This is a genomic window from Tomitella fengzijianii (assembly GCF_007559025.1).
In the GTDB taxonomy this organism is placed as follows: Bacteria; Actinomycetota; Actinomycetes; order Mycobacteriales; family Mycobacteriaceae; genus Tomitella; species Tomitella fengzijianii.
The window spans coordinates 682,887-709,382 of sequence record NZ_CP041765.1 but is presented as its reverse complement, the minus strand read 5'-3'; the positions used below and the strand labels follow the sequence as shown (position 1 = coordinate 709,382).

Here is a 26,496-nt window from a genome sequence, read left to right as displayed (position 1 = left end):
AGTCCGGATCCCGTGGGAAATCGCGGTGCCGACGCCCGTCAGCCGCAGGTGCTCTGCACGGGTTCGCCGGCGAAACGCGCGTCGAGCCAGTCGACGAAGGTGGTCGTCCCGCCGAGCATCGGCATCACGTGTCCCAGGGCCGCCCCGTCGAGGATCGACGGTGCCACGAAGGTGTCGAAGCGCACGTCCCCGCCCAGTGAGCACCAGTCCGACGCGAGCTGCTCCGCCTGACCGTACGGGACGACGTCGTCATTGGTCCCGCTGAGCACCAGCACCGGCGCGTCCGGCTTGATCCTGCCGATGCGGTTCTCCTCCATCACCTCGGCCACCTTCGGGTAGCGGGCGACGATCTGCGAGACCGACTCACCCGTGCGGGTGAACGCGGTCGTGTCCGCGAAGCCGAACTGCGCGGCGGTCTCGCCGACGCACTGCAGGGACACCGCGTCGAGCATCCGGCGGCCCCGATCGTTGATCTCGGCGTCGAGCACCGGTTGGACGACGTCCGGATAGGCCGTGCGCATCGAATTGAGCGCGTAGCCGATGACACCGGCCAACGAGGTGCCGTCGACCGCGTCGAGCGTGGCGGACAGGTCGGCGGGCGGGGCCCCCGCGACCACGCCCGCCACCCGGGGAGCGATGTCGCCGCCGTAGGTTCCCAGCAGCTCGGCCGCGGCCGCGGCAGCGCCGCCGCCCTGCGAATATCCGTAGAACCCGATCGGGGTGGCGGCGGTGACGCCGGACCCCGCCAGATCACCGGCGGCCCGGGCCGCGTCGATGACGGCGTGCGCCTCCGAGACCCGGTTGACGTAGGTGTGCATGCCCGGGGTGCCCAGCCCCTCGTAGTCGGTCATCACCACGTTCGCACCCTTGGCCAGCCAGATCGACGCCGGGATCATCTCGTACTCCAGCAACGGACCCGATTGCGCCGAGCCCGAGGTCAGGGAATTGATCAACTTGGACGGCGCGCACGCGTCGCCCTGCCCCTGCGTGCCCGGGGCGATGACGATCAGCGGCCGCTCCCCGGGCCCCGTCCAGGGGGCCTCGGCCGCGAAGAAGGTGCCGGTGACGGCGTTCGGGGCACCGTGGGTGTCCTCGGACGAGTACATGATCCGCGTCGCTTCGCCCGGATACGGCCCGCCGGTGCCCGGGACCGACCACGCCAGGTGCGAAGGCTCCGAGCGGATGATCCGCCCCGGCGCATCGGGCAGTTCCGCTGGCGGACGGTAGAACGCTTCGATGTCCCGGCCGGCGGGCGAATCGGACAGCGTCGACCCTGTCGGGGCCGTCGCCGGATCCGTGGACCCCACGCCGAGCACGGGCGTGTCCGCGGTGTTGGCCGATCCGTACAGGTCCATCGATCCCGCAGTGCCCAGCGACCCCTCGACGCCGGGCAATGCGGTGGACCCCGAGATCCCCTCGATCGCACTGAAATCGGACGAGCCCGTGCGCTCCTGGAACCGGGACAGATCCTGCAGCGCCGCCACTCCGGCGTCGCCCACCGACCGCGCGGGGCCCGCGGGCTGCGCACCCGCTATCGCGGGCGCCGCCGCGGCGGGCACGATCGCCGCCGCGGCGAGGCAGAGCACCGACCGGCACCATCTCCGACGCGCCGGCCCTCGATTCCCGCCCGTCCCGGTGCTGTCGAAGATCACGCGATGCCCTCCCTTTTCGGCTGTCCGCGCCGACGGGTGCCGGCAACATTACCGGCGAGTAAGTCTTGTGCATCACGTTTACAGTGTCAAGTGAAACAGTGCATACAGGCGGTCGTCGCCGTCCGGGCCCGCCCTTCGAGGGCCGGCCGTCACCCCGCGGACCGGGCGGCCGCCAGTAGCGCGTGACAGCGCGCGAGCCGGTCCAACCACCAACGGCGCCGTTCAGGCGGCGCCGCCAGAGCGTGGAGACGATCGGTGTCGGGCTCGGCCCTGCCCACGGCGAGCCCGAGTCCGCCGGCACCGTCCGGCACCCAGGACCGGGGCGGTGCCACATCCTCCGCCAGCAGCCCGCCCGTGCCGAGCCCGCAGGCGTGCACGAGATCCGGCAGCGCCGCGGCCGCCGCCAATCCGGTGCCGATCCCCACGGCGGAGTCGATGGCGCTGGAGACCACCACCGGCACCCCCACCTGCTGCGCGACGGCCAGCAGGCGACGGACGCCGCCGAGCGGCGCCGCCTTCACCACGGCGATGTCCGCTCCGCCGGCACGCACCACGCGCAGCGGGTCGTCGGCCTTGCGTATCGATTCGTCGGCGGCGATGGGCACGCCCGTACCGCGGGCGCGCAGCTCCACCAGCTCGCCGACCGTGCCGCACGGCTGCTCCGCGTACTCGAGGGGCCCGTCCGCGCTCAGCGCACGCAGCGCGCGCTCCGCTTCTCCCACCGACCAGCCGCCGTTGGCGTCCACGCGCACCACCGGGACCTGCTCGCGCACCGCCGCCACCCGTGCCACGTCGTCGGCCGGCGTCTGGCCCCGCTCGGCCACCTTCACCTTCGCCGTGCGCGCGCCCGGGAACGCCGCCAGCACCTCGGGCACCCGCGCCGCGGGCACCGCCGGGACCGTCGCGTTGACCGGCACCACCGCGCGCAGCGGCCGCGGCCACGGCTGCCAGGCGGACTCGATGGCGGACGCCAGCCACGCCGACGCCTCCCCGTCCGCGTACTCGGGGAACGGGCCGAACTCGCCCCAGCCGTGCGGCCCGCGGATCAGCATCACTTCGCGGTCGGTGATGCCGCGGAAACGCACCGTCATCGGCAGCGACACCACCGCCGCGCCGTCGCGGAGCGCGTCCAGGGTCGGCAGCACGCTCACCGGTCCGCCCACCGCGGGCTCCTCACGGCTGCCACGGCTGCAGGCGCACCATCAGCGCGTCGGCGTCGGCCAGCAGCGTTCCGCCGTCCCACAGCCGGCCGGACACATACGTCTTGCGGCCGTCGGCCGAGTCCACCGTCGCCTCCACCGTGAGCTCCTTCTCCAGCGGCGTGACGTTCCGGTAGTTCACGGTCAGATAAGCGGTGCGCGAGACCGGTTGGCCCTGCGCGTGGGTGACCATGCCGAAGATGTCGTCGAACAGGAGCGGCAGCACCCCGCCGTGCGCCGCGCCGTTGCCGCCGAGGTGGTAGCGGCGGAACACGCCCGCCGCCGTGACTCGCCCGGGTTCGAGCCCGGTGAGCATCCACGGCAGCATCAACAGGCTTCCGCGGCCCGGCAGCCCGATCGACCTGTTGGCCGGCGACCTCCCTTCCTCCGCCGCGTACGGGCGCAGCATCGCCGCGAGCTCCTCCGCCTTGTCCGCCGCCGCGCCGAACACCTCCGGGTCCGGGGCCGCGGATACGGCGAGGTCCTGGAGGTCGCGCATCGCGGAGACGAACCGGCCGAAGTGCGGCCCGCCGTCCTCGGAGGCCGCACTGAACATGGGGAAACCGCCCCGCCGCTTTCCGCCGTCGTCCCGCACGGCGTCGTCGGCGCCGGTGGCGCGCGTCATCTCTTCCATGCCTGCACGCTAACCGGACGGGCGCCCGCGGCCGCGGCCTATCCTCATGGCGTGACATTCCATCCTCAGCACTGGCAGCCCGTCCCCGGCTTCGATTTCGAGGACATCACCTACCACCGGCACCGCGAGCTCGGCGTCGTGCGCGTGGCGTTCGACCGGCCCGAGGTGCGCAACGCGTTCCGCCCGCAGACCGTCGACGAGCTGTACGCCGCGCTCGACCACGCCCGGATGAGCGCCGACGTGGGCACGGTGCTGCTCACCGGCAACGGCCCGAGCCCCAAGGACGGCGGATGGGCCTTCTGCTCGGGCGGCGACCAGCGCATCCGCGGCCGCGGCGGATACCAGTACGCCAGCGGCGACACCGCCGACACCGTCGACAAGGGACGCGCCGGCCGGCTGCACATCCTCGAGGTGCAGCGCCTGATCCGGATGATGCCCAAGCCCGTGATCGCACTGGTGAACGGCTGGGCCGCGGGCGGCGGGCACAGCCTGCACGTGGTCTGCGACATGACGCTGGCCAGCCGCGAGCACGCGCGCTTCAAGCAGACCGACGCCGACGTGGGCAGCTTCGACGGCGGATTCGGCAGCGCCTACCTGGCCAAGCAGGTGGGGCAGAAGTTCGCCCGCGAGATCTTCTTCCTGGGCCGCACCTACACGGCGGAGCAGATGCACGGAATGGGCGCCGTCAACGAGGTGGTCGACCACGACCGGCTCGAGGAGGTCGGCATCGAGTGGGCGCGCGCCATCATGGGCAAGTCGCCGCAGGCGCAGCGCATGCTCAAGTACGCGTTCAACCTGCTCGACGACGGCCTGGTGGGGCAGCAGCTCTTCGCCGGCGAGGCCACGCGCCTGGCCTACATGACCGACGAGGCCGTGGAGGGCCGCGACGCGTTCCTCGAAAAGCGCGACCCGGACTGGTCCGGGCACCCCTGGTACTACTGAGTCCCGTCGCCGCAGAGGCCGGCATCACCGCGCGAGCGTCATCGGACGGGGGCGGTCCCACCGGGCCGCCCCCTGGAGGCTCACCCGGTGACGAAGTGCGCGATCGTCCGGCTCAGGTTGTCCCATCCGCTGATCCAATACGCGGCGGTGGCAATTCCCAGCAGCATATACGTGTTCACAACGGCACCTCCCGGTTCGGCACCCTCGAACTCCTCATGCCCAGTCTACTTTCGCCGCCCGTCGCCCGCCCGGGCAACGGAACGGCGCCGACGGCCCGGACGGCGACTAGCCTGAGAAGACCCATGCGGCGCCGCAGGCGCGCCCGAACCACGGAGACCACCATGAACGGCACGAACCCCCCGGACGGCCGAGTCCGATGATCGACCCGTTCGACCCGTTCAACATCGGCTGGCAGCGGCGCCTGCGCGACGTCGAGCGCGTCATCGACACCGGCGTCGGCATGGGGCTGGGCGTGAGCAGGTCGCTGTTCGGCTCCGACATCGGCTCAGCGCTCATCAACCCGATGGGCGGCAGCGGCGGCGTTCCACTCACGCCCGCACAGTTCCTGCAGAACGCGATGCGCACCGTCGCCGACCAGTTCCTGCACAAGCGCGTGCGCATGCAGGCCGGCAACGGCACGCTCACACTCACGCCCACCGAGCTGGACACCGAGGTCGACTCCCTCGGCCTGGCGCGCGGCCAATTCGCACGCATCCGCGCGACGGCCGCGGGCCTGCACTGGGTGGGGAACCCCGCGGAACCGCCCGCAGGCCAGGCACCCAGGCCAGGCCTGCAGGTCCACGTCGAACACGCCGAGGTGGACTGCCGCGACATCCAGCTGCGCACCGCCTACTCGCCGGCGCTGGAGTTCGGCACCATCGAAGTGGAACTGCGGCTGTCCGCGCACGAGCTGCGCCGGCTGGTACGGACGCAGCTGCCGGACCTGACCGTCGACATCGACGCCGACGGCGTCATGCGGGCGTCCTGGAGCCGCGCACAACGCCTCGGCCACGTGATCGTGGCCCCCAGGGTGCACGACGGCGACCTGCAGTTCGCGCCCACCGAGCTGCGGGTGTCGCGGATGGCGCTGAGCAGCCGCCCCCGTGTCCGGGGCAAGACGCGCCAGATCCCCGGTTTGCGGGTGCGCACGCTGACCGTGCCCGAGCTTCCGTGGAACCTGCGGCTGACGGAGGTGGAGACGGGGCCGCGCACGCTCGTGCTCCGCGGCCAGAGCGACAGGTCCGAGGGCCGCATCTCCACGGTCCCCCTCAGCGAGCTCACCGGCCTCATCCGCGCCGCCCTCCGGTACGCGGGTCGCGGCGTTGCCGCGGACGGCGGCGACGGCGGCGAGGCGGAGGACGCCGGAAACGCACCGCGGCCTGCACGGATGTGACGGCGCAGACACCAGCGGGCCGCCAACACGACACGGAGGGGCCGTTCAGGTGAACTCTGGGTGAACTTTGGCCTACCCGATCCACAACTTGCAGGTCAGCGACTTCCGCACGTTAGACATTTTCGCCGGAGAGTCACACACTCGGGCGTGTGACTGCAGAGTTGCTCGTACTCACGATCGTGATCGTCACCGCGCTGGCGTTCGACTTCACGAACGGCTTCCATGACACCGGCAATGCGATGGCTCCCTCCATCGCCACCGGTGCGCTCCGGCCCAAGGTCGCCGTCGCGCTCTCCGCCACCCTGAATCTGCTCGGCGCGTTCCTGTCCGTCGCCGTGGCCGCCACCGTCGCCAAGGGCATCGTCTCCCTCGACGCGGTCCAGGGCGAAGCGCTGCTGTTCATCGTGTTCGCCGGCCTGGTCGGCGGCATCATCTGGAACCTGTCCACCTGGCTCTTCGGCCTGCCGTCGAGTTCGTCGCACGCACTGTTCGGCGGTCTGATCGGCGCGGCGCTCGCCGCACTCGGCACGTCCGGGGTCGAGTGGGGCGGCGTCCTCGGCCGCGTCGTCCTCCCCGCGCTGCTGGCGCCCGTCGTGGCCGGCCTGGTGTCCACCGTCGGGACCCGCCTCATCTACAAGATCACCTCGGGCGTCCCCGCCGAGAAGCGCGGCCGTGGATTCCGCTGGGGCCAGATCGGCTCGGCGTCGATGATCTCCCTGGCACACGGCACCAACGACGCCCAGAAGACGATGGGCGTCATCTTCCTGGCGCTCGTGGCCCACGGCGCGATCAACGCGGACGATCCGATGCCGTTCTGGGTGAAGGCCGCGTGCGCCATCGCCATCGCCGCCGGCACGTACTTCGGCGGCTGGCGCGTCATCCGCACCCTCGGCAAGGGACTGGTGGAGATCGATTCCCCGCAGGGCATGGCGGCGGACTCCTCGTCGGCCGCCATCATCCTGACCTCGAGCCACCTGGGGCTCCCGTTGTCGACCACCCACGTGGCCACGGGTTCGATCATGGGCACCGGGCTCGGCCGCAAGGGCGCCGAAGTGCGTTGGGCCGTCGCCGGGCGCATGGCCATCGCGTGGGTGATCACGCTGCCGGCGGCCGGCCTCGTCGGCGCCGCGTGCTGGGCCCTCGCCCACTACATCGGGGGCGCCACGGGTGTCGTCGTGGTGTTCGCCATCCTGCTGGCCATGGCCGGGTGGATGTGGAACCGCTCGCGCCGCCAGGCCGTCAACGCAGAGAACGTCAACGCCGATTGGGCCGCCGATTCGGCGCCGGCCGGTTCGCCCGACGCCTCCCCCACGGCACCGGACACCCCGGAGGGCCTGCCGCCGCTCGACTCGCACGCCGCGCTGGGCGACCGACCGCACCGTTTCAAGGGAGCGGCACGATGAGCGTCACCGGCACCCTCAACTCGCTCTGGCAGGTCATCGCCGTGGGTCTCGTGCTGGGGGCCGGCATCCCCGCCGTATTCGCCGTCAGCCTGAAGCTCCTCTATGGTGGTGCGTTGGGCGTCGACGAGCACGGTGAGACCACCACCGCCGCGCCCTCGCCCGCCCGCCGGGTCGCGGCGTACGCGTGCTTCGCCCTGGTCATCGCGGCGGTGGCAGCGGGAATCGCGGCCATCGTCCTCACCGGCGGGCACTGATGCTCCCGAAGGAGGTGGGCGCGTGCACCCGTTGATCGCCGCAGTGACCGGTTGGCTCCGCGCCGGCTATCCGGAAGGCGTGCCGCCGAAGGACTACTTCCCCCTGCTCGCGGTGTTGCAGCGCAAGCTCACCGACGAGGAGATCCGCGAAGTCGTCGACGCACTCATCGCGGACGCCGATACCCCGATCGAAGTCGGCGAGATCGAGGACACCATTGCCCGACTGACCAGCGAGAACCCGCTCGAGGACGATGTCCGCCGGGTCGCCGTGCGGCTGGCCGCGGGCGGGTGGCCGCTGGCGGACCCGGAGAGCATCGACGACAACCCCGACTGGCTCCGGAACACGGGCGCCGCGCAGGAGGCCGAGTCCCCGCAGGAGGCCGAACCCGAACAGGAGGAGAGCGCATGAGTTTTCCGCCGATCGTCGGTGCAGTGGTCGACTGGCTGCGGGCCGGCTACCCCGAGGGCGTTCCGGAGCAGGACTACATCCCGCTGCTCGCATTGCTGGAACGCCGCCTCACCCACGACGAGGTGCAGATGCTCGCGGACGAGCTGGTCGCGCGCGGCGACCTGCCCATCACCAAGGCCGACATCCAGGTGCTCATCACCAAGATCACCAACGAGATGCCCGCGGAACGCGACGTCAACCGCGTACGCGCGCACCTCGTCGAGGGCGGCTGGCCGTTGGCGCACATGCATCACTCGCCGCACGATCAGCACTCGGCCTCGCACGATCGGCGCCGCTGACCCGCAGATGACCGTCCCGTCATCCGCCCGGGCAGGCCGCAGGCTCGCCGCCCTCCCCGTGCCCTCCTCCCCCCGCGCGGTGGCGCTCCTGCCCCGCATCGCCGCGGCCATCGACGGAGACGGCGACGCGCTCCTTCCCGTCCCGGCCGGCGACGAACGGGAGACCGCCCGCCTGACCGGCGCGCTCCCGCCCGGCTCCCCTGTCGGCGGCGGCGTCGCCATGGTCGTCGCCACCTCCGGGACCACCGGCACCCCGAAGGGCGCCCTCCTCACAGGATCCGCGCTTGCGGCGGGTGCGCGCGCCACGCACAGCAGGCTCGGCGGCCCCGGAACGTGGCTGCTGCCGCTGCCCCCGCACCACATCGCGGGGATGCAGGTCCTGGTGCGGTCGGTCGTGGCGGGCACCGAGCCGGTGATCGTCGACGTCGCGCGCGGCTTCCGCCCGGAGGCACTGGTCGACGCCGCGCGGCGCATGCCCGCCGGCCGCGCCTACACCTCGCTGGTGCCCACCCAGCTCGTCAAAGCGCTCGACGATCCGGCGGCGACCGACGCGCTGCGCGGGTTCGACGCCATCCTCGTCGGCGGCGCGGCGACACCGGCGACGTTGTGCGAGCATGCCGCGGACGCCGGGCTGACGCTGGTGCGGACCTACGGCATGAGCGAGACATGCGGCGGCTGCGTGTACGACGGAGTCCCGTTGGACGGCGTGCGCGTGCGGCTGGAACCGGTGCCCGGACAAGAAGGGACGGGCCGGGTGCTGCTGGGCGGCCCGGTCCTGGCGGCCGGCTACCTGGACGCGCCGGACCACCCGGCGTTCGCCGATCCGGGATGGTTTCGGACGGACGACGCGGGCACCGTCGACGACGGCGTGCTGACGATCACCGGACGTCTGGACGAAGCCATCACCAGCGGCGGCCTGACCGTGGTGCCCCAGGTCGTCGAGGCGGTTCTGAACCGGGTCCCCGGCGTGCGGGAATGCGCGGTGGTCGGGTTGCCCGACGACCGGCTCGGGGAACGCGTGGTTGTCGCGGTCGTGTCCGGCGCCGGTCCTGCGCCGACGCTGGAGTCCCTGCGATCGGCTGTCGCCGACCGCCTCGGGGCCAAGGCCGCACCGCGCGCGATGTTCATCGTCGACGAGCTCCCCCTGCGCGGCCCCGGCAAGGTGGACCGCCGGACCCTGCGCGCCCGCCTCGAAGGCGGGTGACGGACCGGCAGGCGCACGGCACCGATGCGGAGTCGCCGCTACTCGGCGACGTCGCCCAGACCGTGGAAGCCGTAGCGGGGATAGGTGCCGATCACCGCGCACTCGAACAGACCCTCGCCCTCCTCGATGCCCCCGTCCTCGCTCAGCGTGCACCGGACGAGGTTGTCCACCGGGCACAGCATCCGCTCCCACGGGGCGATCTCCGGAACCGCACGGCGTAGTTGCTGGACCGTGAGCGGCCCCTGCCACATGCCGTGCCGCCAGTCCTGCTCCAGCCCGTACCCGGTGCCCACGCCGATGTAGCAGGCCACCGCCGGCGTGCACTCGACCCGGAGCGGATCGGCGAGGCCGCCGGACGGGTCCCGGCGCTGGAAGACGAGCTCCGCATGGGTCACCTCGCGCCCGCCCGGCGCGAACCGCAGAGTGTGCTCCGGCAGCGCCAGCGTCTCAGGCGCACGCTCCGGATCACGCCACAGCCGCACCGCGTCCTCGACGATCCGTGCGCCGTCGGCGTCCTCCTGCAGGATCGTGATGATGACGAACTCGGAGAACCGCAGCACCGCGTAGATCCAGAAGAAACAGCTGCGCTCCGTTTCGGCCGGGTCGGCGCGGCGGCCAGGCGGTTCGGGCTCGCCGACGGGCCGCACGCCCCACGACCTGTCGCGGTTGCCGGACCACTGGTGATCCTCCACCGGCGTCCGCACCTGTTCCACTGTGACGGATCCCGACCACGTGCCGGATTGCACGAACCGCTGCGTGTCGAAGGTGACGCGCTCCAGGCTCCGGTCGAAGTGACGGGCCTCCAGGTGTGCCGGCGAATCAGCGGTGAAGGTGAGGTCGAACGACAGGTCGGGATTGTCGGGTGACGCCTCGAGCACCACCCGCAACCGCCGGAGCCCCTCGATCACCTCGAGGCGGAACGGGCCCACGCTGGTGTCCATCCGGTCCTCGCCGAGCGCCTTCGACGCACGCACCACCAGGTGGTCGTCGCCGCGGCGCAGGACGGCGAAAGCATCCGCCACGCCGAGATTCGGATACTGACCGAGGCCGATGATCAGGGCGAACGGCCCGTCCACACCGCTCTGCCCCTGCCCGTCGAACCGCGGGGCGCAGTTGAAGTAGTAGCGGTCGTAGAAGTTCCGGTCGGAGGTCCCGACGTGCCGGACCACCTCGGAGATCTGGTGCACCGGATAGTCGTCCATGGGGCTCAGCGCGGTACCCTGTGCCGCGCCGCCGACCGGAACGCCCTCCCGGCGGGTCACAGCCCGGCCTCCGCGAGCGCGGGCCAGTAGACCCCGTCCAGCATCTCTTCCAGGCCCTTGCGGTGCATGATCATGGAGTCGGGATCCCCCGGCTGCTCCGCCTGCCCGAAGGCGATGGTCCGGCGCTGGATCCGGTACATGATCACGGCCTGGCGCAGCGCCGCGTAGGTGACGAACCATTCGAGATCCCGCACCGTATGGCCGGTGGACCGTTCGTATTGGGCCACGACGTCGCTGCGGCGGAGCATCTCCGGAAGTCCCGGCAGGCCGGCCTGGGCCGCGAGGTCCTCGAAGAACCGGTGCAGGAAGATCGTCCAGCCGAGGTCCATCTCCCGGGGCCCCAGCGCCGCCATCTCCCAGTCCAGCACGCCCGCCGGACGGAAGTCGCGGAAGACGATGTTCCCGATGCGCGAATCGCCCCAGCACAGCACCGGTGGTCCGGCCACTGCGGGCGACGTCGATTCGAGCACGTCGAATGCGCGCTCGATCAGCGGCGACCGCGGACCGCCGTCGGAGGCCCACTCGTAGTAGCGGCGCTGTCCCTGCAGATGCTCGCGCAGCGCGCCCCCCGCGTCGGCGGGGACGACGGGCGCGGCGACCTCCGCCGGCCCGGCCGCCGCGCACAGCACCTCTTCCGGATCCGCCATCGCATGCAACTGGGCGAGCACTTCGACGGACGATTCCTGCAGGCGCAGCCGCTGTTCCGGGGAGGCCTCGGAGACCCACGAGCCGAAGTTGTAGGGCATGACGTCCGGCGGGATGTCCCCGTCCACCCGCTCCATCACCAGGAACTCGCGGCCCAGCGGTTCCACGGACGATTCATACCGGTACACGCGCGGCACCGGGACGGCCGTGCGCTCACGGACCGCCCGCATCACGGCCGCCTGCAGGGCCAGGTCGTACGACGGGAACACGGGCATCGCGTCCTCGCCCGGCGCCATGCGGAGCACCAGGCGATGGTTGTTCCGCGTTCCGTCCGACGTCCACGCCGCGTCGACCATCACGGTGTCGCTGGACATGCCGGCAGCGGTGGGGACCGACGTCTCCCCCACCTCCGGTCGCGCGTCGGCGCCGACGATCCCCGTCAGCCACAGTCCGAAGCGGTCGGCCAGATCGCCGGACTCCGACCGGGAATCCGACGGCCGGGCGACTTCGGTGAAATCCGTCCCCATGTCCGGTGAGTCCTCCGGCATCAGCACCCCTCGATTACGTCATCGCATCGCGATCCCCATGAAGTAGTGACACACTGTAACGACATAGTTCGCGATGTGCAATGGGTCACAATAGGACTGTTCGGCTGTAGGCAGGCTCGTCCGTCATGGGCAGATCGACGGAGCACAGGCAGGGAGACGGATCGGACGTGGAGCGTACCGAAGGACCCCGGACCAGGGCGGGAGGCACCCACCACAGGCTGGGACCGCAACGCAACCCCGACATCGACGCAGCCGCGCTGCAAGCGGCCCGTGAACTGCTGGCGGAGCGCGGATACAACCGCACGAGCATCGACGCGATCGCGACCCGCTCCGGCGTCAGCCGCCCTGCCATCTACCGGCGGTGGAACTCGAAGGCACAGCTCATCCACGACGCCGTCTACCCGTCCGTCGAGCCCGGCGACCTTCCCCCGGACGACCTCATCGGCGCGGTCTCGACGCTCGTCGCCGGCGCATACAGACTGTTCGGCGCTCCCGCTGCGCGCGCGGGCGTGCCCGGACTGATCGCCGAGACCCGGTCCGATCCGGAGCTGCACCGGCGCCTGGTCATCGACCAGCTGGACCCGCTGCGCGAGGCGCTCGGCCGGCTGCTCGATCAGGCCGCTTCGACGGGGGCCGCCCGGCCCGGGCTCGACGCGGACGCGATCATCGACGCGATCGCCGGGGCCGCGATCTTCGCCGTGTGCCTGCGCGACACCGACGACGCGGAGCAATCCGCCAAGCGCATGACCGACCTGCTGCTTCGCGGCATCCTCGACCACGGTTAGTCCGGCGACAGCGGTCTGCAATCAGGTGCAGGGCCGCTGCAAGCGTTCTGCAAGCGGGCCACCGCACCATCGTGTCCATGACAGTCACTGAACCGGCGGCCCCTGACACGGCCGCCATCACCAGCCCGCCGGCGATCGAGGCGGTGGATCTCGTCAAGGAGTTCGGCGGGTTCCGCGCGGTCGACGGCGTCAGCCTCACCGTTCCCACCGGCACCGTGTACGGGGTCCTCGGCCCCAACGGCGCCGGCAAGACGACCACCATCCGCATGCTCGCGACACTGCTGCGGGCCACCTCGGGCGAAGCCCGGATCTTCGGGCACGACGTCCGCCGCGAACCGACCGCGGTGCGCTCACTCATCGGCGTCACCGGCCAGTACGCCTCGGTCGACGAGGATCTGACCGCCACCGAGAATCTCGTCGTATTCTCCCGCCTGCTGGGGCTCGGCCGGCGCGACGCCAACCGGCGCGCCGCCGAGCTGCTCGAGGAGTTCAACCTCACCGAAGCCGCCGCACGGCCGCTGAAGAACTTCTCCGGGGGCATGCGCCGCCGGCTCGACCTGGCGGCCAGCCTCATCTCGGCGCCGCCGCTGCTCTACCTGGACGAGCCGACCACCGGCCTGGACCCGCACGCGCGCACACAGATGTGGGAGACGATCCGCAGGCTCGTCACCGACGGCTCCACGGTGCTGCTGACCACCCAGTACCTGGACGAGGCCGATCAGCTCGCGGACCGCATCGCCGTCATCGACCACGGCCGGGTGGTGGCCGACGGCACCGCGGACGACCTCAAGGCGTCGATCGGCGGCTCGTCGCTGCAGATCACGCTGGCGGACCCCGCGCAGAGCGAACGCGCACGCGTCCTCATCTCCGAGGCGTTGGGGGGAACGGTGGGCATGACGGCCGAATCGGGCCGGCTGACCGCACCGATGGCGGATCCCGCCCAGACGCCCGACCTCCTCATCCACCTGCGGGAACACGGCATCATCGCCGCCGAGCTGACGGTGCAGAAGCCGAGCCTCGACGAGGTGTTCCTCACCATCACCGGTGCCCCGGCCGACGCGCGGGACACCGGAACCCAGAACGGGGGCGCACAATGACGACCACGACCACGACCGCCGCACCCGCACGTCCGGATCCGGACCGCTCGCCGCATGCGGTGCCGACTCCCCGCCGCGTCACGGCGACGTCTCACACCGTCGGCCTGCGGCAGACGCTGTCTCACACGCGCACCATGGCCTACCGCGGACTGCTGAAGATCAAGCACAACCCCGAGCAGCTGTTCGACGTGGTGGTCCAGCCGATCATCTTCACGTTGATGTTCACCTACATCTTCGGCGGCGCGATCTCCGGCGCCGTGGACGACTATCTGCCGGTGGTGATCCCCGGCATCCTCGTGCAGACGGTGATCGTGACGTCCATCGTCACCGGCACGCAGTTGCGGGAGGACATGGACAAGGGCGTGTTCGACAGGTTCAAGTCGCTGCCGATCGCCCGCATATCGCCGCTGTCGGGCGCGCTGCTGGCGGACGTGGTCCGCTACGGGGTGGCCACCGTGATCACGTTCATCGTCGGCCTCATCATGGGCTACCGCCCCGGCGGCGGAGCGCTCGGCGTGATCGCGGCCGGCGTCCTCGTGATCGTGTGCGCCTGGGCGATCAGCTGGATATTCGCCTTCATGGGCGTGGTGATGAACAAGGCGTCGACGGTGCAGGGCGTGTCGATGATCGTGCTCTTCCCCCTCACTTTCATGTCCAACGCCTTCGTCCCGGTCGAGACCATGCCGGGCTGGCTTCAGGGCTTCGTCAAGATCAACCCCGTCTCGCACCTGGTGAGCGCCGTACGAGAACTGGCGAACAACGGGCACGTGGGCATGGAGGTCGTCTGGACCCTCGCCGCCGCCGCCGTCGTGGTGGCCGTGATGGCACCGATCACGGTGCGCGCCTACATGCGCAAAGCCTGAGCCTTCCGTCGGTGCCGCCACCCGGCCGCGATCGGCCCGCGCTCATCCGAGTGCGGGCCGGTCGCGGCCCAAAGCTGCCACCAGCTCCCGGACCAGCGCGGGCCGCACCAGGCGCGCTGCTCGACGACGTGCGGCCTCGACCTCCGCATCGCCCGCGGCGATCCGGGCGACGTCCGTCCACCTGCCCAGCCGCATCGACGGGTAGTCCTGCCGCGCGTGCGCCCGCGACGCCAACGCCAACTCCCACGCGAAAAGGGCGGCTTCGGCGTCCCCGCCTGCGCTGTGACCGACGAACTCCGCCACGGTCATCGCGAGCAGAATCGCGGCGGTGACGGGCAGATCGACCACCGATTCCCTCGATCCCGCGAGGCCCGCGGTGAGCCTCGGCACCACTCCGCGAGCCAGTATCCGCGCGAGCTCGCACGCGCGCGACGCGTCTCCGCCTTCCGCATGCGCACAGGTGGCCGCCGCGATCAAAAGGCCCATGTGCGGATCGACAGCCGCCGACTGATCGGTGCCGTGCACCCCGATGCCGTCCGTCACGGCCTCCCAGTACCGGCGCATGCCGCGGTCCACGTCGCCTTCCGCCAGGGCCGCCTCCGCCAAGGCCGCGGCGATCGACGCCCGGTACTGCGAGTCGGGGTGCCGTCCACCCGGCGCCGACGCCCCCACGACCTCGCCGATACCGCGCGCGGCGAGGGCCTCGCGCCGGCCCGCCTCCGGGTTGCCGGCGCCGACGAGCGCCGCCGCGATGAAGCCGCGGATCTGGATGCTCTCCTCGTAGGCGTGCACCTCCCACAGGACCCGCGCGGCGAGCCGGTAATAGTCCACGGCCTCGCTGTGGCGACCTGCCTGGCCGGAAAGCTGGCCGAGCATCTGGGCGGACATCCCCTCGCTCCACCGGTCGCCCCGCTGCCGGGCAAGGTCCAGTGCCAGCACCGCGTCACGCCGGGCCTCGGCCCAGTGGCCGGAATTCTCGTGCGTGTTGGCGCGGAAGGAATGGGCGATAGCACGCACCCCCGGGTCGGCGGACCGCACGCCACGCGCGAACATCCGCCCCAGCTGCACCGGCTTCGTCACCGTCGCCATCCGCACGAGGAAGCCGACTTCCGCACCGATAGGCGGCCTCATGCGCAGCAGGGTGCGGATGCGTCCGCGTGTCCGTGCGATGGCGCGACGATCGTTGAGGACGAGCTGGTAGCCGAAGACGATGAGAAGGACCACGTACAGCACATCGGTGTCGATCGCCTCGTCACGTGCCCACGCCATCCGCTCCCGCCCCAGGCGCCGGTCGCGAGCCTCGAGCTCGGACCAGTGCTCCTGCACGCGCCCGCCCCACAGTGCCGCCTCCGGGTGCGAGCCGCGGATGGACCAGTACGCCGCGAGCACGGCGAACACCGGCAGCACGACCGGCGTCCGCCCCGCTTCCAGGCCCGCACGCAGGACGAAGACCAGATTCTCGTGCTCGACTTCGATCTCCAGCATGGACTCGGCTGTTCCGCCGTGGATGATCTGCATCGTGGCCCGGGTGGACAGCTCCGCGGCCCACTCGCAGAACCGGGACTCCACCTCGTCGTGTTCGCCGGGCTCGGATTCGAGCCGGCGCAAACCGAACTCGCGCACCGTCTCCAGCATGTGGTACCTCAGCCCCGACGGCTCGTCCGTCTCGGCGACCTCCAGCATGGACTGCTCGACAAGCGCCGTGATCGCGTCGTCGACCGAGACCGCCCCGTCGCCATCCGCGCCCTCGTCGCCGTGGCCGATCACGTGGCGCGCGGCGTCGATTCCGAAGCCTCCGGGGAAGAAGCAGAGCCGCCGCATCGCGTCCTGCTCGCGGCGGCCGAGGAGGTTCCAGCTCCAGTCGATCACCGCGTGCAACGTGCGATGACGTCGCGGTGCCGCCCGATCACCGCCGTTGAGCAGCGCGAAACGATCGCTCAGGCGCTCGTTGATCTGTTCCACACTCATCGTGCGGACACGCGCCGCAGCGAGTTCGATCGCCAGCGGAAGCCCGTCCAACGCAGTGCACAGCCGCGCTACGGCCGCGTCGTCGAGCCGTACCGAAGGCCGCACCGCACGCGCACGCGCGGCGAACAGTTCCGTGGCCGGAGACGCGGCCGCCGGGTCGCGGCGGCCCGGGTCCCCCTGCGCCACCGGCAACGGCGCCAGCGGGTACGTCCACTCCGCGGAGATCATCAGCGGGATACGGCTCGTGGCGAGAACGGTCAGGTGCGGGCACGACGCGGTGAGGTCGGCCACGAGTTCGGCGCATGCGCCGACGACCTGTTCGCAGTTGTCCAGAATCAGCAGCGTCGGAGTGGATGTCAACGACTGCCTGAGCCGGTCCCTCGGGTCTGTCGCCGCGCGCGACTGCCTGCGCGCCACCGGGTCGGTCAAAAGCCTGTCGGCGAGGTCGGCGTCACCCAGGCCCAGCGTCCCCGCGACGGCGGCCGCCACGTCCTCATCGCTGCGCACCCCGACCAGCTCCACCAGCGCCACCCGGCTGTGCTCCGTCCGGGTCGTGCCGACCCTGTTGGCCAGCCGGGTCTTGCCCGTCCCGCCGGGCCCCACGATGGTGACGACGCGCGACGACCCGAGGAGCGCGTGCACCGCGGCCAGGTCCGCATCGCGCCCGATGAGCGCGTTCGGCTCCGCACGCAGCCCGATCGACCACGGCGCCGCCGACTCCGTGGGCGCGTCACCGCCGCCGTCCGGCACGCCGCCAAGTTCGCCGCGCAGGATCGCCAGGTGCACGGCACTCAGCTCTTCGGACGGGTCGGTACCGAGCCCGTCCGCCAGCCTCGAGCGGAGCTTCGCGTACAGCGCGACCGCCTCGTTTCCACGGCCCGTCTCCGCGAGCACGCGCATCAGCTTCGCGTGCGCCGGCTCATCCAGCGGCCGGCTCTCACAGTGTTCACGCAGTAGCGGCAATGCATCCGCGTGCCTGCCCGCTGCGATCGCACCGTCGATGTACACCACCTCTGCGCGCTTCCGCAGCCGGGATGCGGACGCCCGCAGCGCATCGCGCACAGGGCCGTCCGGCAGATCATCGCCGGGAACGCCGCGCATCAGTCCGCCGATGCGGTCGAGCAGCACCAGCGCCGGGGCCGCTTCGCCACGCAGGGCCGCCGCCTCCGCGCCGACGATCCTGTCCTCCGCAGCGGACAGGTCAACCCCGCTGCGCGCCAGTGCCAGCCGGTATCCGGCCGGGCCTTGTTCCAGCACATCGTCCGGGAGCAGCGCGCGCAGCCGGGACAGCTGAGTGTGCAGGGCGTTCATCGGATCCCGGGGCAATGCATCGCCCCAGACCTCGTCGATCAACGACGACGCGCTGGTGAATCGGCCGGGATCCAGGGCCAAGGCCGCCAGCAGCGTGCGCGGGCGCCGACCGGGCACGGGAACGAGGCCACCGTCCCGCAGCACCGACACCGGACCCAGGACGGCGACGACCGCATCCGCGGCCCACGCCGCCTCCGCCTGTGCAATCCCGTCATCCACCACGTCAGCGCCTATCGTATGCGGACCGGCGCCCGCCACCGCATCCCTCATCGATCAACACGCGGCCCGGTACTGGTATCGGCAGCAGGATAATTGCGAGGGTACGATTGTTGCAAAAGCAACTACCAGACCCAGGCCCCGTCCCCGACCGGCTCGCGTCTGCGGCCCGACCCTCCGCCCGCACATGCCCCACCGTACGATTCCGATCCGTCGGCCGATTCCGGCCACCGAACATCCATGAGGACCGATCCCCGTGCCCGACTCCCCACACGACCAGAACGCGACCGCGGTCGCCGACCCGACGACCTCCGATGCGAGGTCGCTGCGCGTGTGGCGAGACATGCTGTTCGCCCACAGCATCATCGTCCAGGAACTGGGCGAAGAACTGGCGGAGCAAGCCGGCCTGACCCTGGCGCAATACGACGTGCTGCTGCGCCTGCGGGACAGCGCCGACGGCGCCATGCGCATGGGGGAACTCGCCGAGGGCGTCCTCGTGACCACCAGCGGTCTCACCCGTGTCGTCGACAAGCTCGAATCGGCAGGCCTCGTCGAACGCGTGCGACTGAGCACCGATCGCCGCGGGGTCCGCGTCTCCCTCACCGGCGCCGGCCGCGATCGGCTCCGCGACGCCGCACGCGTCCACCGCGAGGGAATCAGACGGCACTTCACGCGGCACATCACCGACGACGAGCTCCCCGCACTGGAGAGCTTCTTCTCGCGGTTGTTCACTGAAGCACGCGGGATGCCCGCCGTCGAGTCGCTGCCGATGCCCGCAATGCCGCCGCGGTGTTGAGGGTGTTGCACACCGGCGACAGACCCGTCGGGCCGTGCTGAAAGACTCCACACCATGGCCACCATCGCCGACTGGATCGAGGGCGCACGCCCCAAGACACTTCCCAACGCCATCGCGCCCGTCGTCGCCGGTACCGGAGCGGCCGCGTCCATCGACGGCTTCGTGTGGTGGAAGGCGCTGCTGGCACTCGTCGTCGCCGTTGCACTGATCATCGGCGTCAACTTCGCCAACGACTACTCGGACGGCATCCGCGGCACGGACGACGAGCGTGTCGGTCCCATGCGGCTCGTCGGTTCCGGCGCCGCCCGGCCGGGCGCCGTGAAGCTCGCCGCGTTCGCGTGCTTCGGCGTCGCCGGGATCGCGGGTGTCGCCCTCTCGCTCGTCAGCGCGTGGTGGCTGATCATCGTCGGCATCCTGTGCGTGCTCGGCGCCTGGTTCTACACCGGCGGCTCCAAGCCTTACGGGTACGCCGGTTTCGGCGAGATCGCGGTGTTCGTGTTCTTCGGTCTGGTGGCGGTGCTCGGCACCGAGTTCGTCCAGGCGGGCCGCGTCGACTGGGCGGGGATCGCCTGTGCGGTGGCGGTCGGCTGTTTCTCGAGCGCCGTGCTGGTCACCAACAACCTCCGCGACATCGATTCCGACGGCGAGACCGGCAAGACCACCCTCGCCGTCACCCTGGGTGACGCACGGACGCGGGTGCTCTTCATGGTGCTGATGGCGGTGCCCTTCGCGGCCACCGTCGCGCTCGCATTCCGCAGTCCATGGGCTCTCTTCGCCGTGATCGCCCTGCCCCTCGCCGCCCGCGCCGCCGCACCGGTGCGTACCGGCGCCGACGGCATGGCGCTCATCCCCGCGCTCCGCGACACGGGTCTGGCGATGCTCGCCTGGTCGGTCGCCACCGGCCTCGCGCTCGGACTCGCATAGTCGCGAGTCCCGGGCGTCCTGCGCCCGTCGGCGGCGATCATCGGGGATCAGCGACGATCGGGGATCAGAACCGACAGGATCATGTTGACGATCGAGATCACGATGGCGCCGAGCAGGGCGGTGCCGAATCCCTCGACTTCGAAGCCCCAGCCGAACTCCTGCGACAGCCACGCGGTGAACATGAGCATCAACGCGTTCACCACGAAGTAGAAGATCCCCAGCGTCAGGATCAGCAGCGGCAGGGACAGCACCATGACTATCGGCTTGATGATCAGGTTGACCACCGTGAACACCAGGGCGACCCCGAGGAACACCAGGACGGCCGTCGCCGTGTCGTGCTGGTCGGTGTCGAGCGAGATGCCGGCCAGCAGATAGGTCGCCACCCAGATGGCGACCGCGTTGCTGACGAGGCGCACTCCGAAACTGATCATCAGACCATCGTGCCATCGTCGCGGCTGCGCGCCACCGTCACGCAGCGGAACCCATCGAGGCCTTCACTCGGTCGGCCAGCGCTTCCGTCGTCGTACGGGTTTCGATGAGCCGCTTGGTAGGCCCCGACGCGCCGGACAGCACCCCCAACAACAGGTATGCGCCGGTGATCTCCCCCGCCCGCTCACGGACGGCGTGACCCAACCCGGATTGCAAAGATCTCTTCGCGTCCGCGTCCAAGCGAACCCTGCCGAAGCGCCCGCCGCCGCGCCGGCCCCTGCCCCGGCGACCGTGCGGCCCGCCGCGGCCGTGGCCGTGGCCGCAATCGCCGTCGGGGTGCCGTCGATCGCCCGGCCTCCCCCGTCCGCGTTCCGACGGACGCTCTTCGTCCCGCAAGCCCGCGTCGGGCGCCGGATCATCAGCGGCGACCTCGTCGGAGAGCGCTTCCGGTCCGAACTGCGCCTCGATGCTTTCACGCACCGCGTCCAGATCGATTCCGATCGAGCGAAGCGCATCCACGTCCTCGGCGTTCAGCGCCGTCCCCGGCCGGTCCTGCGCCGCGTCGTGCACAGTCGCGTCGGCGGTACGGATATCGTCGCGCACCTGCTCCACCGTGAATCCCGCGTCCTCGAGCACTCTCCGCACGGGCGGTTCCGCCGCGAGCAGCATCGCGAGCAGGTAGTGCCGAGGGTCCACCTGGGCGCTTCCCAGGTCGATCGCCTCATCCTGCGCCACTATCACTATGCGGCGCGCGTCTCGCGCAAATCTTTCGAACATCGTGTCCTCCGTAGTCTGTTTCGAACTGTGCGCCAGTCTGTTTCGTACTGTGCGCTGCCGGATGCGCCCCGAGCGGTCCGCATCAACGGTGCGTGCGCCGGCCGTGCTTCTGGTGCACTGCTTGGCGACTGACCTGGAGAAGGTCGGCTATCGCCTGCCAGGACCAGCCCTGCCTGCGGGCCGCATCCACCTGCAGGCTCTCGAGCCGTTCGGTGAGGCGCCGCAGCGCGCGCACGGCCACGAGCCCGATGGCCGGTTCCGCCGCGGCGGCGCCCCGGACGAGCGCGGCGGTGTCCTCCGAACCCGCGCCCTCCCCGACTTCCGTCGTGTCCCCGTCATCCGGCGCCTCCCCGGCGGCTCCGTCGATCCTCGATCCCGCATCCATAACGTCAATGTACGTTGACACCTCAATGCTGTCAACATTTATTGACATGAGTTCCGTTCCACTATCGTGGTGCGTCGTGACCATCGCGCCCGAACGATCCCGTGCGCGCCGCGCGGGATCGCCCCGAGCCTTCACGGGCACCCGCCGCGTGATGATGGCCGCGTTCGCACTCATCGCCGTTCAGCTACTGATCCGCGGGACCGTCGCCGCCCGCGGGTACTTCTACTGGGACGACCTGATACTCGTCGCCCGGTCCGGCGACCACCCTCTGCTCTCCGCAGAGTTCCTCCTGTACGACCACGACGGCCACCTCATGCCCGGCGCCTTCCTCGTAGCCGGGATCCTCACCAGGATCGCCCCGTTGGACTGGGCGCTCCCGGCGATCAGCCTCGTCGTGTTGCAGGCGCTGGCATCGTTGGCGGTCCTGCGGGTGCTCCGCGTGATCCTCGGCAGTCGGCCCACGATGCTGATCCCGCTGGCGCTCTACCTGTTCTCGCCGCTCACCCTGCCGTCGTTCGCATGGTGGGCGAACGGCCTCAACCAGCTTCCGCTGCAGGCGGGGCTGGCCCTGGTGACGGCCGAGGCGATCCTGCTGTACCGGACGGGGCGCGTCCGGCACGCGGTGACGGGCGCCGCCGCTCTCGTCATCGCGCTCGCGTTCTACGAAAAGTCGGTGGTCATCCCGTTCGTCGCGTTCGTCGCGGTGGCGTTGCTGGCCCACACGTCGGGCATCCGACGGCCGCTCCGCTCCACCGCACGCGCGTGCGCCCCCCTCTGGGCGTCCGCCCTGGTGATCCTCGCCGCCTGGGCGGCGGTCTACTTCTCCCACGTCGCGTCGCCGCTGCGCACCGACAACATCGACGACGCGGCCGGTCTGCTGCAGCACGGAACCTCGCTCGGACTGCTCCCCGCCCTGTTCGGCGGCCCGTGGAGCTGGGACCGCTGGCCGCCGAGCCCGCCATGGGCCACCCCGCCCGTCGTACTGGTCGTCGTCTCCTGGCTCCTCATCGTCGCGGTCATCGTCGGCAACCACCTGCGACGACGGCGGATCGGGTGGGTGTGGCCGTCGGTGGCCGCGTACGCCCTGGCATCGCAGCTCGCCATGGTGACGACCCGCGGGGGTGACGCCACCGCGGTCGAGATCGCCCAGACTCTCCGGTACGTCGCCGACACCGCGGTGGTCGTCGCCATCGCGCTCGCCATCATCGATCAGGCGCCGCGCCGCGCCACGCACCCGGCGTTCCGGCCGTTCCTGTCCGTGCGGAGCCGGCCGGCGTTCACCGCGCTGGCCGCCGTCGCCTTCCTCGCCGGAAGCCTGTGGTCCACCTTCACGTTCGACCAGCGCTGGCGCGACAACCCCACGGTGGACTACGTTACGACCGCCAAGGCCGAACTGGCCGCGAACAGGGACGTCCCGTTGCTCTCGCAGCCGGTGTCGATCTGGGTGCTGTTGCCGGTGGCCGCGCCCTACAACCAGTCCAGCCAGGTCTTCGGCCCGCTGCGCGACCGTCCCGCGTTCTCCGATTCCACCCCCGCCCTGAGAATGCTCGATGACGACGGGCACCTGGTGCCGGCGGAGGTGTCCTGGGTCCGCGCGCTCACCGAAGGCATGGCTCCCGGCTGCGGCACGCGCGTCACCGGGGATGCAGTGGCCGTGGCGCCCGGGGTCGACGGCGCAATCGCGCTTTCCCAGCCCGTGATCCCCTGGGTGTGGACGGCGCAGCTCAACTATCTGAGCAACCGCGACGGCACGATCGAGGTCTCCATGTCCGGCGGGCCCCCCGTCACCGTGCCGGTCCACAGCGGTCTCGGCACGGCGTACGTGCGCCTGACGGGCGGTGGCGCCACCGTGGACGTCTCCGCCGTGACCCCCGATCTGAACCTGTGCTTCGGCGGCGGCCCGTTCGGCTCCGTCGTCCCCGCGCAGTCCTCGGACGCCGGGTCCCGCGCGGCCGCCGGCGACGACGGCGCACTGCCGAACCCGTGACCGGTCCCGCGGCGCCCGCACCGCAGCACGGCCACCGCGTGGCGGCGCTGACCGGGCTGCGCGCCGTCGCGTGCCTGATGGTGCTCGTGTCGCACGCCTTCTTCTGGACCGGCAACTACACCGACGACGCGTTCGGCCGCTTCGGCGCGCGGCTCGAGGTGAGCGTGCCTTTCTTCTTCGCACTGTCCGGCTACCTGCTGATCCGTCCGTGGGTGCGTGCCGGGCTCGCCGGTTCCGCCACGCCGACGAGGCCCTCCCCCACCCGGTATCTGCGCGCGCGGGCACAGCGGATCCTCCCGGCGTACTGGGCCGTCGTCGTCCTCGTGTACGCCGTCTACCTGCTGCGCGATTCCGGCCCGTTCGGCCGCGGATGGGACGGCTTCCTGCGCAACATGACGTTCACCCAGATCTACGGCTACGGGCACCTGCACGATTCGCTGACCCAGCTGTGGAGCATCGCCGTGGAGGTGAGCTTCTACCTCGTGCTGCCGCTGATCGGCCTGGCCGTGGCGCGAGCTCTGCGGAGCAGAGGCGGGACGGCACGGGCGCTGCCGACCCTCGCCGCCGTCGCCGCGCTGTCACCGCTGTGGATATGGGCCACCCACACGGATCTGTTCTACCGGCTCCCGGGGCTCGCCGCGGCACGGGTGGATCTCACCGCGCGGCTGTGGTTGCCGAGTTTCCTCATCTGGTTCGTCGCCGGGATGATGCTCGCGGCCGCGGAGCCCGCGCTGCGGCGCCGCGGACTCCCCCGCCGGCCGCGGCTGTTCTCCGCCGCGTGCCTCGCTGTCGCCGCGGCCGCGTTCGCCGTCGCCTGCACGCCGATCGCCGGCGAGGGCACGATCATGCCCGTGGGCACCGGGCAGTCGATCGCCAAGAACCTCCTGTACACCGTGTGCTCGCTGGGCGTCCTGGCTCCGCTGACGCTGGCCCGCGGAGGAGCGCGTCCCACGCTGTTCGCGCGTGCGCTCGCGTGGCGGCCGGTGGTGTGGCTCGGCGGGATCTCCTACGAGTTCTATCTCCTGCACCTGCTGGTGATGGAGCTGCTGATGGATGCGCTCGGATACCGCCCGTTCCACGGATCCGTCTCCGTGCTCGCCGAGGCGACGGCGGTGGTCACGATCCCGCTCGCCTGGCTGCTGGCGCGTCTCACGCAGCCGGGCGGCGCGCGCCGTTCACCTCGGCACGACGACGCGGCCACCGCCGGAGCCGCAGCCCCACACGACCCCGGTCAGCGCCGCCACCGGCCCGTGGCGGAGAACTCCTCGAGCACCGCCTCCGCGTCCGAGAGCCCGATGCCCTGATCGGCGACCCAGCCGTCGTCGTAGTAGGTGTCGGCGTAGCGTTCGCCGCCGTCGCACAGCAGGGTCACGACGCTGCCCGAGCGGCCCTCGTCGACCATGTGGGCGATCAGCTCGAACGCCCCCCACAGGTTGGTTCCGGTCGACCCTCCCAGCCTGCGCCCCATCGCCGCGGAACCGTGGCGCGCCGCGGCGATCGATCCGGCGTCGGGGACCCGGATCATCTCGTCCACCACCGACGGGATGAACGACGGCTCCACCCGCGGCCGGCCTATGCCCTCGATCCGCGATCCGCCCGCCGCGGTCACCTCGCGGTCTCCGGTACGCCAGGCGTCGTGGAACACCGACCCCTCCGGGTCCACCACGCACAGCCGCGTCGCATGCCGCCGGTACCGGATGAACCGCCCGATCGTCGCGCTGGTTCCGCCGGTCCCCGCGCCCACCACCACCCAGTCCGGGATCGGGTTGTCCTCGTCGGACATCTGCTCGAAGATCGATTCCGCGATGTTGTTGTTGCCGCGCCAGTCCGTGGCCCGCTCGGCGTTGGTGAACTGGTCCAGGTAATGGCCGCCGGTCTCGGCCGCAAGGCGCCGCGACTCGTCGTAGATCGCGCCCGGGTCGCCCACGAAGTGGCACCGCCCGCCCGCGCTCTCGATCAGGCGGATCTTGGCGGTGCTGGTGCTGCGCGGGATGACCGCCACGAAGTCCAGCCCCAGCAGCTTGGCGAAGTACGCCTCGCTCACCGCGGTGGAACCCGACGAGGCCTCGATCACCGTCGTCTCCGGCCCGATCCACCCGTTGCACAGGGCGTGCAGGAACAACGACCGCGCCAACCGGTGTTTGAGGCTGCCCGTGATGTGCGTGGACTCGTCCTTGAGGTACAGCTGGATGCCGCCGCGCTCCGCCGTCGCCCCCGCCCAGGAGGCGGCCAGGGGATAGCGCAGCAGGTGGGTGTCGGAGCTGCGGCGCGCGTCCGCTCCGATGAGCCGGACGGCGTTGTCGCACCAGGAGCCGTCGACCGCGGTGGTGCCGGCCCCGGTCATTCGACCTCGCCGCGGAGCTTCGCCTCCAGGTTCTCCCGGTGGGCCCTGCGAGTCTGGTCGACGGTGGCGATGTCCTTGTTGACCGCCATGCGCATCGACTTGAACAGGACCATCGACAGAGGCAGCGACAGGAGCAGCGCGAGGACCATCGCCAACAGCAGCGGGAACTCGTCCACCGCGACGCTTCCGATGGCCATGATGATCGCGGCGAGGGAGGCGAACAGCGCCAGCCGCGCGAGCGTGTAGAACACGAGGTTCTTGGCCAGGCTCTTCTTCGCCGAGGGCTCAGGCTGCGCCGACACGGCCTCGCCGGTGCCGCCGACCGGGTTCACTTCGTCACTCACACCACCAGGCTACCTGTCGAATGCGGGCGTCCGGCCCCGGTGACGGCGAATGTGACGGCCGCGGCACACGCCTGTCCTCGGGCGGCCGGTGACGGCCGTTATGGCGGGCGGGCCGACACACCCGATACGCTCGTGGTCATGCCGACACAGGTGCATCGAGGAGGGAGTCGGACGTGATCTACGTGCTGGCCGCGATCGGTCTCGCAACGCTGGTGGTCCTGGGATGGCGCGCGTTCGCCCCCGACCTCACACCGCGCCGCGGCCCCGCCCCGGACGACGACCCCGAGTTCCTCCGCGGCCTGGACACCCGCCCCGGCCCGTCCGACAAGGACGACTGACGGGGACGACGCACAGTACGGGAACGGGGCCACGGCATTCGCCGTGGCC

Annotated in this window: 26 protein-coding genes; 15 read left to right on the top strand and 11 right to left on the bottom strand. The window is 71.2% G+C overall.

What is annotated here, in order from left to right:
• Nucleotides 1-38: 38 nt before the first annotated feature.
• From FO059_RS03240 to FO059_RS03230, 3 genes are all read right to left on the bottom strand, one after another.
• Nucleotides 39-1,586 (bottom strand): lipase family protein, encoded by a 1,548-nt coding sequence (locus tag FO059_RS03240; protein ID WP_233266991.1) that lies wholly within the window; start codon nt 1,584-1,586, stop codon nt 39-41.
• A gap of 215 nt (nt 1,587-1,801) precedes the next feature.
• On the bottom strand, nt 1,802-2,803 hold the full coding sequence (locus tag FO059_RS03235; RefSeq protein WP_143910394.1) for an o-succinylbenzoate synthase: 1,002 nt from the start codon (nt 2,801-2,803) through the stop codon (nt 1,802-1,804).
• 22 nt (nt 2,804-2,825) lie between these two features.
• Nucleotides 2,826-3,485, bottom strand: a complete 660-nt coding sequence (locus FO059_RS03230) for a PaaI family thioesterase (protein ID WP_372497869.1) — start codon at nt 3,483-3,485, stop codon at nt 2,826-2,828.
• Between the two features lie 51 nt (nt 3,486-3,536).
• On the opposite strand from FO059_RS03230, the gene FO059_RS03225 reads away from it, so the two are divergent.
• The 7 genes from FO059_RS03225 (at nt 3,537) to menE (ending at nt 9,428) form a co-directional block, all read left to right on the top strand.
• Nucleotides 3,537-4,427, top strand: a complete 891-nt coding sequence (locus FO059_RS03225; protein ID WP_143906309.1) for a 1,4-dihydroxy-2-naphthoyl-CoA synthase — start codon at nt 3,537-3,539, stop codon at nt 4,425-4,427.
• A gap of 376 nt (nt 4,428-4,803) precedes the next feature.
• On the top strand, nt 4,804-5,820 hold the full coding sequence (locus FO059_RS03220; RefSeq protein WP_143906307.1) for an LmeA family phospholipid-binding protein: 1,017 nt from the start codon (nt 4,804-4,806) through the stop codon (nt 5,818-5,820).
• Between the two features lie 149 nt (nt 5,821-5,969).
• Nucleotides 5,970-7,223 (top strand): inorganic phosphate transporter, encoded by a 1,254-nt coding sequence (locus tag FO059_RS03215; protein WP_143906305.1) that lies wholly within the window; start codon nt 5,970-5,972, stop codon nt 7,221-7,223.
• A complete protein-coding gene (locus tag FO059_RS03210) occupies nt 7,220-7,477 on the top strand; it encodes a hypothetical protein (RefSeq protein ID WP_143906303.1) in 258 nt (85 codons plus the stop codon). Before FO059_RS03215 ends, FO059_RS03210 begins: the two co-directional genes overlap by 4 nt.
• Before the next feature lie 22 nt (nt 7,478-7,499).
• Complete coding sequence (locus FO059_RS03205; RefSeq protein WP_143906301.1) at nt 7,500-7,886, top strand: DUF3349 domain-containing protein; 387 nt, start codon at nt 7,500-7,502, stop codon at nt 7,884-7,886.
• Nucleotides 7,883-8,224 carry a DUF3349 domain-containing protein gene (locus tag FO059_RS03200; RefSeq protein WP_143906299.1) on the top strand — a complete coding sequence of 114 codons (342 nt, stop codon included), beginning with the start codon at nt 7,883-7,885 and terminating at the stop codon, nt 8,222-8,224. Before FO059_RS03205 ends, FO059_RS03200 begins: the two co-directional genes overlap by 4 nt.
• A 7-nt stretch (nt 8,225-8,231) precedes the next feature.
• Nucleotides 8,232-9,428 carry an o-succinylbenzoate--CoA ligase gene (gene menE / locus FO059_RS03195; RefSeq protein WP_143906297.1) on the top strand — a complete coding sequence of 399 codons (1,197 nt, stop codon included), beginning with the start codon at nt 8,232-8,234 and terminating at the stop codon, nt 9,426-9,428.
• Nucleotides 9,429-9,466: 38 nt separating this feature from the next.
• On the opposite strand, the gene FO059_RS03190 is transcribed toward menE, so the two are convergent.
• Both FO059_RS03190 and FO059_RS03185 read right to left on the bottom strand, forming a co-directional pair.
• Nucleotides 9,467-10,630 carry a hypothetical protein gene (locus FO059_RS03190; protein WP_143910392.1) on the bottom strand — a complete coding sequence of 388 codons (1,164 nt, stop codon included), beginning with the start codon at nt 10,628-10,630 and terminating at the stop codon, nt 9,467-9,469.
• A gap of 56 nt (nt 10,631-10,686) precedes the next feature.
• Nucleotides 10,687-11,883, bottom strand: coding sequence for a phosphotransferase family protein (locus tag FO059_RS03185; RefSeq protein WP_143906295.1), 1,197 nt, complete (start codon nt 11,881-11,883; stop codon nt 10,687-10,689).
• 125 nt (nt 11,884-12,008) lie between these two features.
• On the opposite strand from FO059_RS03185, the gene FO059_RS03180 reads away from it, so the two are divergent.
• The 3 genes from FO059_RS03180 (at nt 12,009) to FO059_RS03170 (ending at nt 14,628) form a co-directional block, all read left to right on the top strand.
• Nucleotides 12,009-12,668, top strand: coding sequence for a TetR/AcrR family transcriptional regulator (locus FO059_RS03180; protein ID WP_143906293.1), 660 nt, complete (start codon nt 12,009-12,011; stop codon nt 12,666-12,668).
• Nucleotides 12,669-12,745: 77 nt separating this feature from the next.
• Entirely contained in the window at nt 12,746-13,765 is a 1,020-nt protein-coding gene (locus FO059_RS03175; RefSeq protein WP_143906291.1) for an ATP-binding cassette domain-containing protein, read from the top strand.
• Nucleotides 13,762-14,628: an ABC transporter permease gene (locus FO059_RS03170; RefSeq protein WP_143906289.1), complete on the top strand. Its 867-nt coding sequence runs from the start codon at nt 13,762-13,764 to the stop codon at nt 14,626-14,628. The genes FO059_RS03175 and FO059_RS03170 overlap by 4 nt, the downstream gene beginning before the upstream one ends.
• Nucleotides 14,629-14,670: 42 nt before the next feature.
• On the opposite strand, the gene FO059_RS03165 is transcribed toward FO059_RS03170, so the two are convergent.
• Nucleotides 14,671-18,126: a BTAD domain-containing putative transcriptional regulator gene (locus FO059_RS03165; RefSeq protein WP_158726653.1), complete on the bottom strand. Its 3,456-nt coding sequence runs from the start codon at nt 18,124-18,126 to the stop codon at nt 14,671-14,673.
• A 253-nt stretch (nt 18,127-18,379) separates the two neighbouring features.
• Here FO059_RS03165 and FO059_RS03160 point away from each other — a divergent pair, with 253 nt between their 5' ends.
• Together FO059_RS03160 and FO059_RS03155 are read left to right on the top strand one after the other, a co-directional pair.
• Complete coding sequence (locus FO059_RS03160) at nt 18,380-18,919, top strand: MarR family winged helix-turn-helix transcriptional regulator (protein ID WP_143906285.1); 540 nt, start codon at nt 18,380-18,382, stop codon at nt 18,917-18,919.
• A gap of 54 nt (nt 18,920-18,973) precedes the next feature.
• A complete protein-coding gene (locus FO059_RS03155) occupies nt 18,974-19,843 on the top strand; it encodes a 1,4-dihydroxy-2-naphthoate polyprenyltransferase (RefSeq protein WP_143906283.1) in 870 nt (289 codons plus the stop codon).
• 47 nt (nt 19,844-19,890) lie between these two features.
• Here FO059_RS03155 and FO059_RS03150 read toward each other — a convergent pair whose 3' ends face one another.
• The 3 genes from FO059_RS03150 to FO059_RS03140 form a co-directional block, all read right to left on the bottom strand.
• Nucleotides 19,891-20,271 carry a phage holin family protein gene (locus tag FO059_RS03150; protein WP_372497874.1) on the bottom strand — a complete coding sequence of 127 codons (381 nt, stop codon included), beginning with the start codon at nt 20,269-20,271 and terminating at the stop codon, nt 19,891-19,893.
• 40 nt (nt 20,272-20,311) lie between these two features.
• The gene (locus FO059_RS03145; protein WP_168226577.1) at nt 20,312-21,007 is read right to left on the bottom strand and encodes a Clp protease N-terminal domain-containing protein; all 696 of its coding nucleotides are present in this window, start codon (nt 21,005-21,007) and stop codon (nt 20,312-20,314) included.
• Between the two features lie 124 nt (nt 21,008-21,131).
• A complete protein-coding gene (locus FO059_RS03140) occupies nt 21,132-21,299 on the bottom strand; it encodes a helix-turn-helix domain-containing protein (protein WP_143910391.1) in 168 nt (55 codons plus the stop codon).
• A 286-nt stretch (nt 21,300-21,585) separates the two neighbouring features.
• On the opposite strand from FO059_RS03140, the gene FO059_RS03135 reads away from it, so the two are divergent.
• On the top strand, nt 21,586-23,421 hold the full coding sequence (locus FO059_RS03135; protein WP_143910390.1) for a hypothetical protein: 1,836 nt from the start codon (nt 21,586-21,588) through the stop codon (nt 23,419-23,421).
• Nucleotides 23,418-24,725, top strand: a complete 1,308-nt coding sequence (locus FO059_RS03130; protein WP_233266993.1) for an acyltransferase family protein — start codon at nt 23,418-23,420, stop codon at nt 24,723-24,725. The genes FO059_RS03135 and FO059_RS03130 overlap by 4 nt, the downstream gene beginning before the upstream one ends.
• Here FO059_RS03130 and cds1 read toward each other — a convergent pair.
• Both cds1 and FO059_RS03120 read right to left on the bottom strand, forming a co-directional pair.
• Nucleotides 24,653-25,765, bottom strand: coding sequence for an L-cysteine desulfhydrase Cds1 (cds1, locus tag FO059_RS03125; RefSeq protein ID WP_143906277.1), 1,113 nt, complete (start codon nt 25,763-25,765; stop codon nt 24,653-24,655). The two genes, FO059_RS03130 and cds1, sit on opposite strands and share 73 nt — an antisense overlap.
• Nucleotides 25,762-26,109, bottom strand: coding sequence for a DUF4229 domain-containing protein (locus FO059_RS03120; RefSeq protein ID WP_233266994.1), 348 nt, complete (start codon nt 26,107-26,109; stop codon nt 25,762-25,764). Before FO059_RS03120 ends, cds1 begins: the two co-directional genes overlap by 4 nt.
• Nucleotides 26,110-26,282: 173 nt before the next feature.
• Here FO059_RS03120 and FO059_RS18295 point away from each other — a divergent pair, with 173 nt between their 5' ends.
• Nucleotides 26,283-26,447, top strand: coding sequence for a hypothetical protein (locus FO059_RS18295; RefSeq protein ID WP_168226576.1), 165 nt, complete (start codon nt 26,283-26,285; stop codon nt 26,445-26,447).
• Nucleotides 26,448-26,496 lie beyond the last annotated feature (49 nt).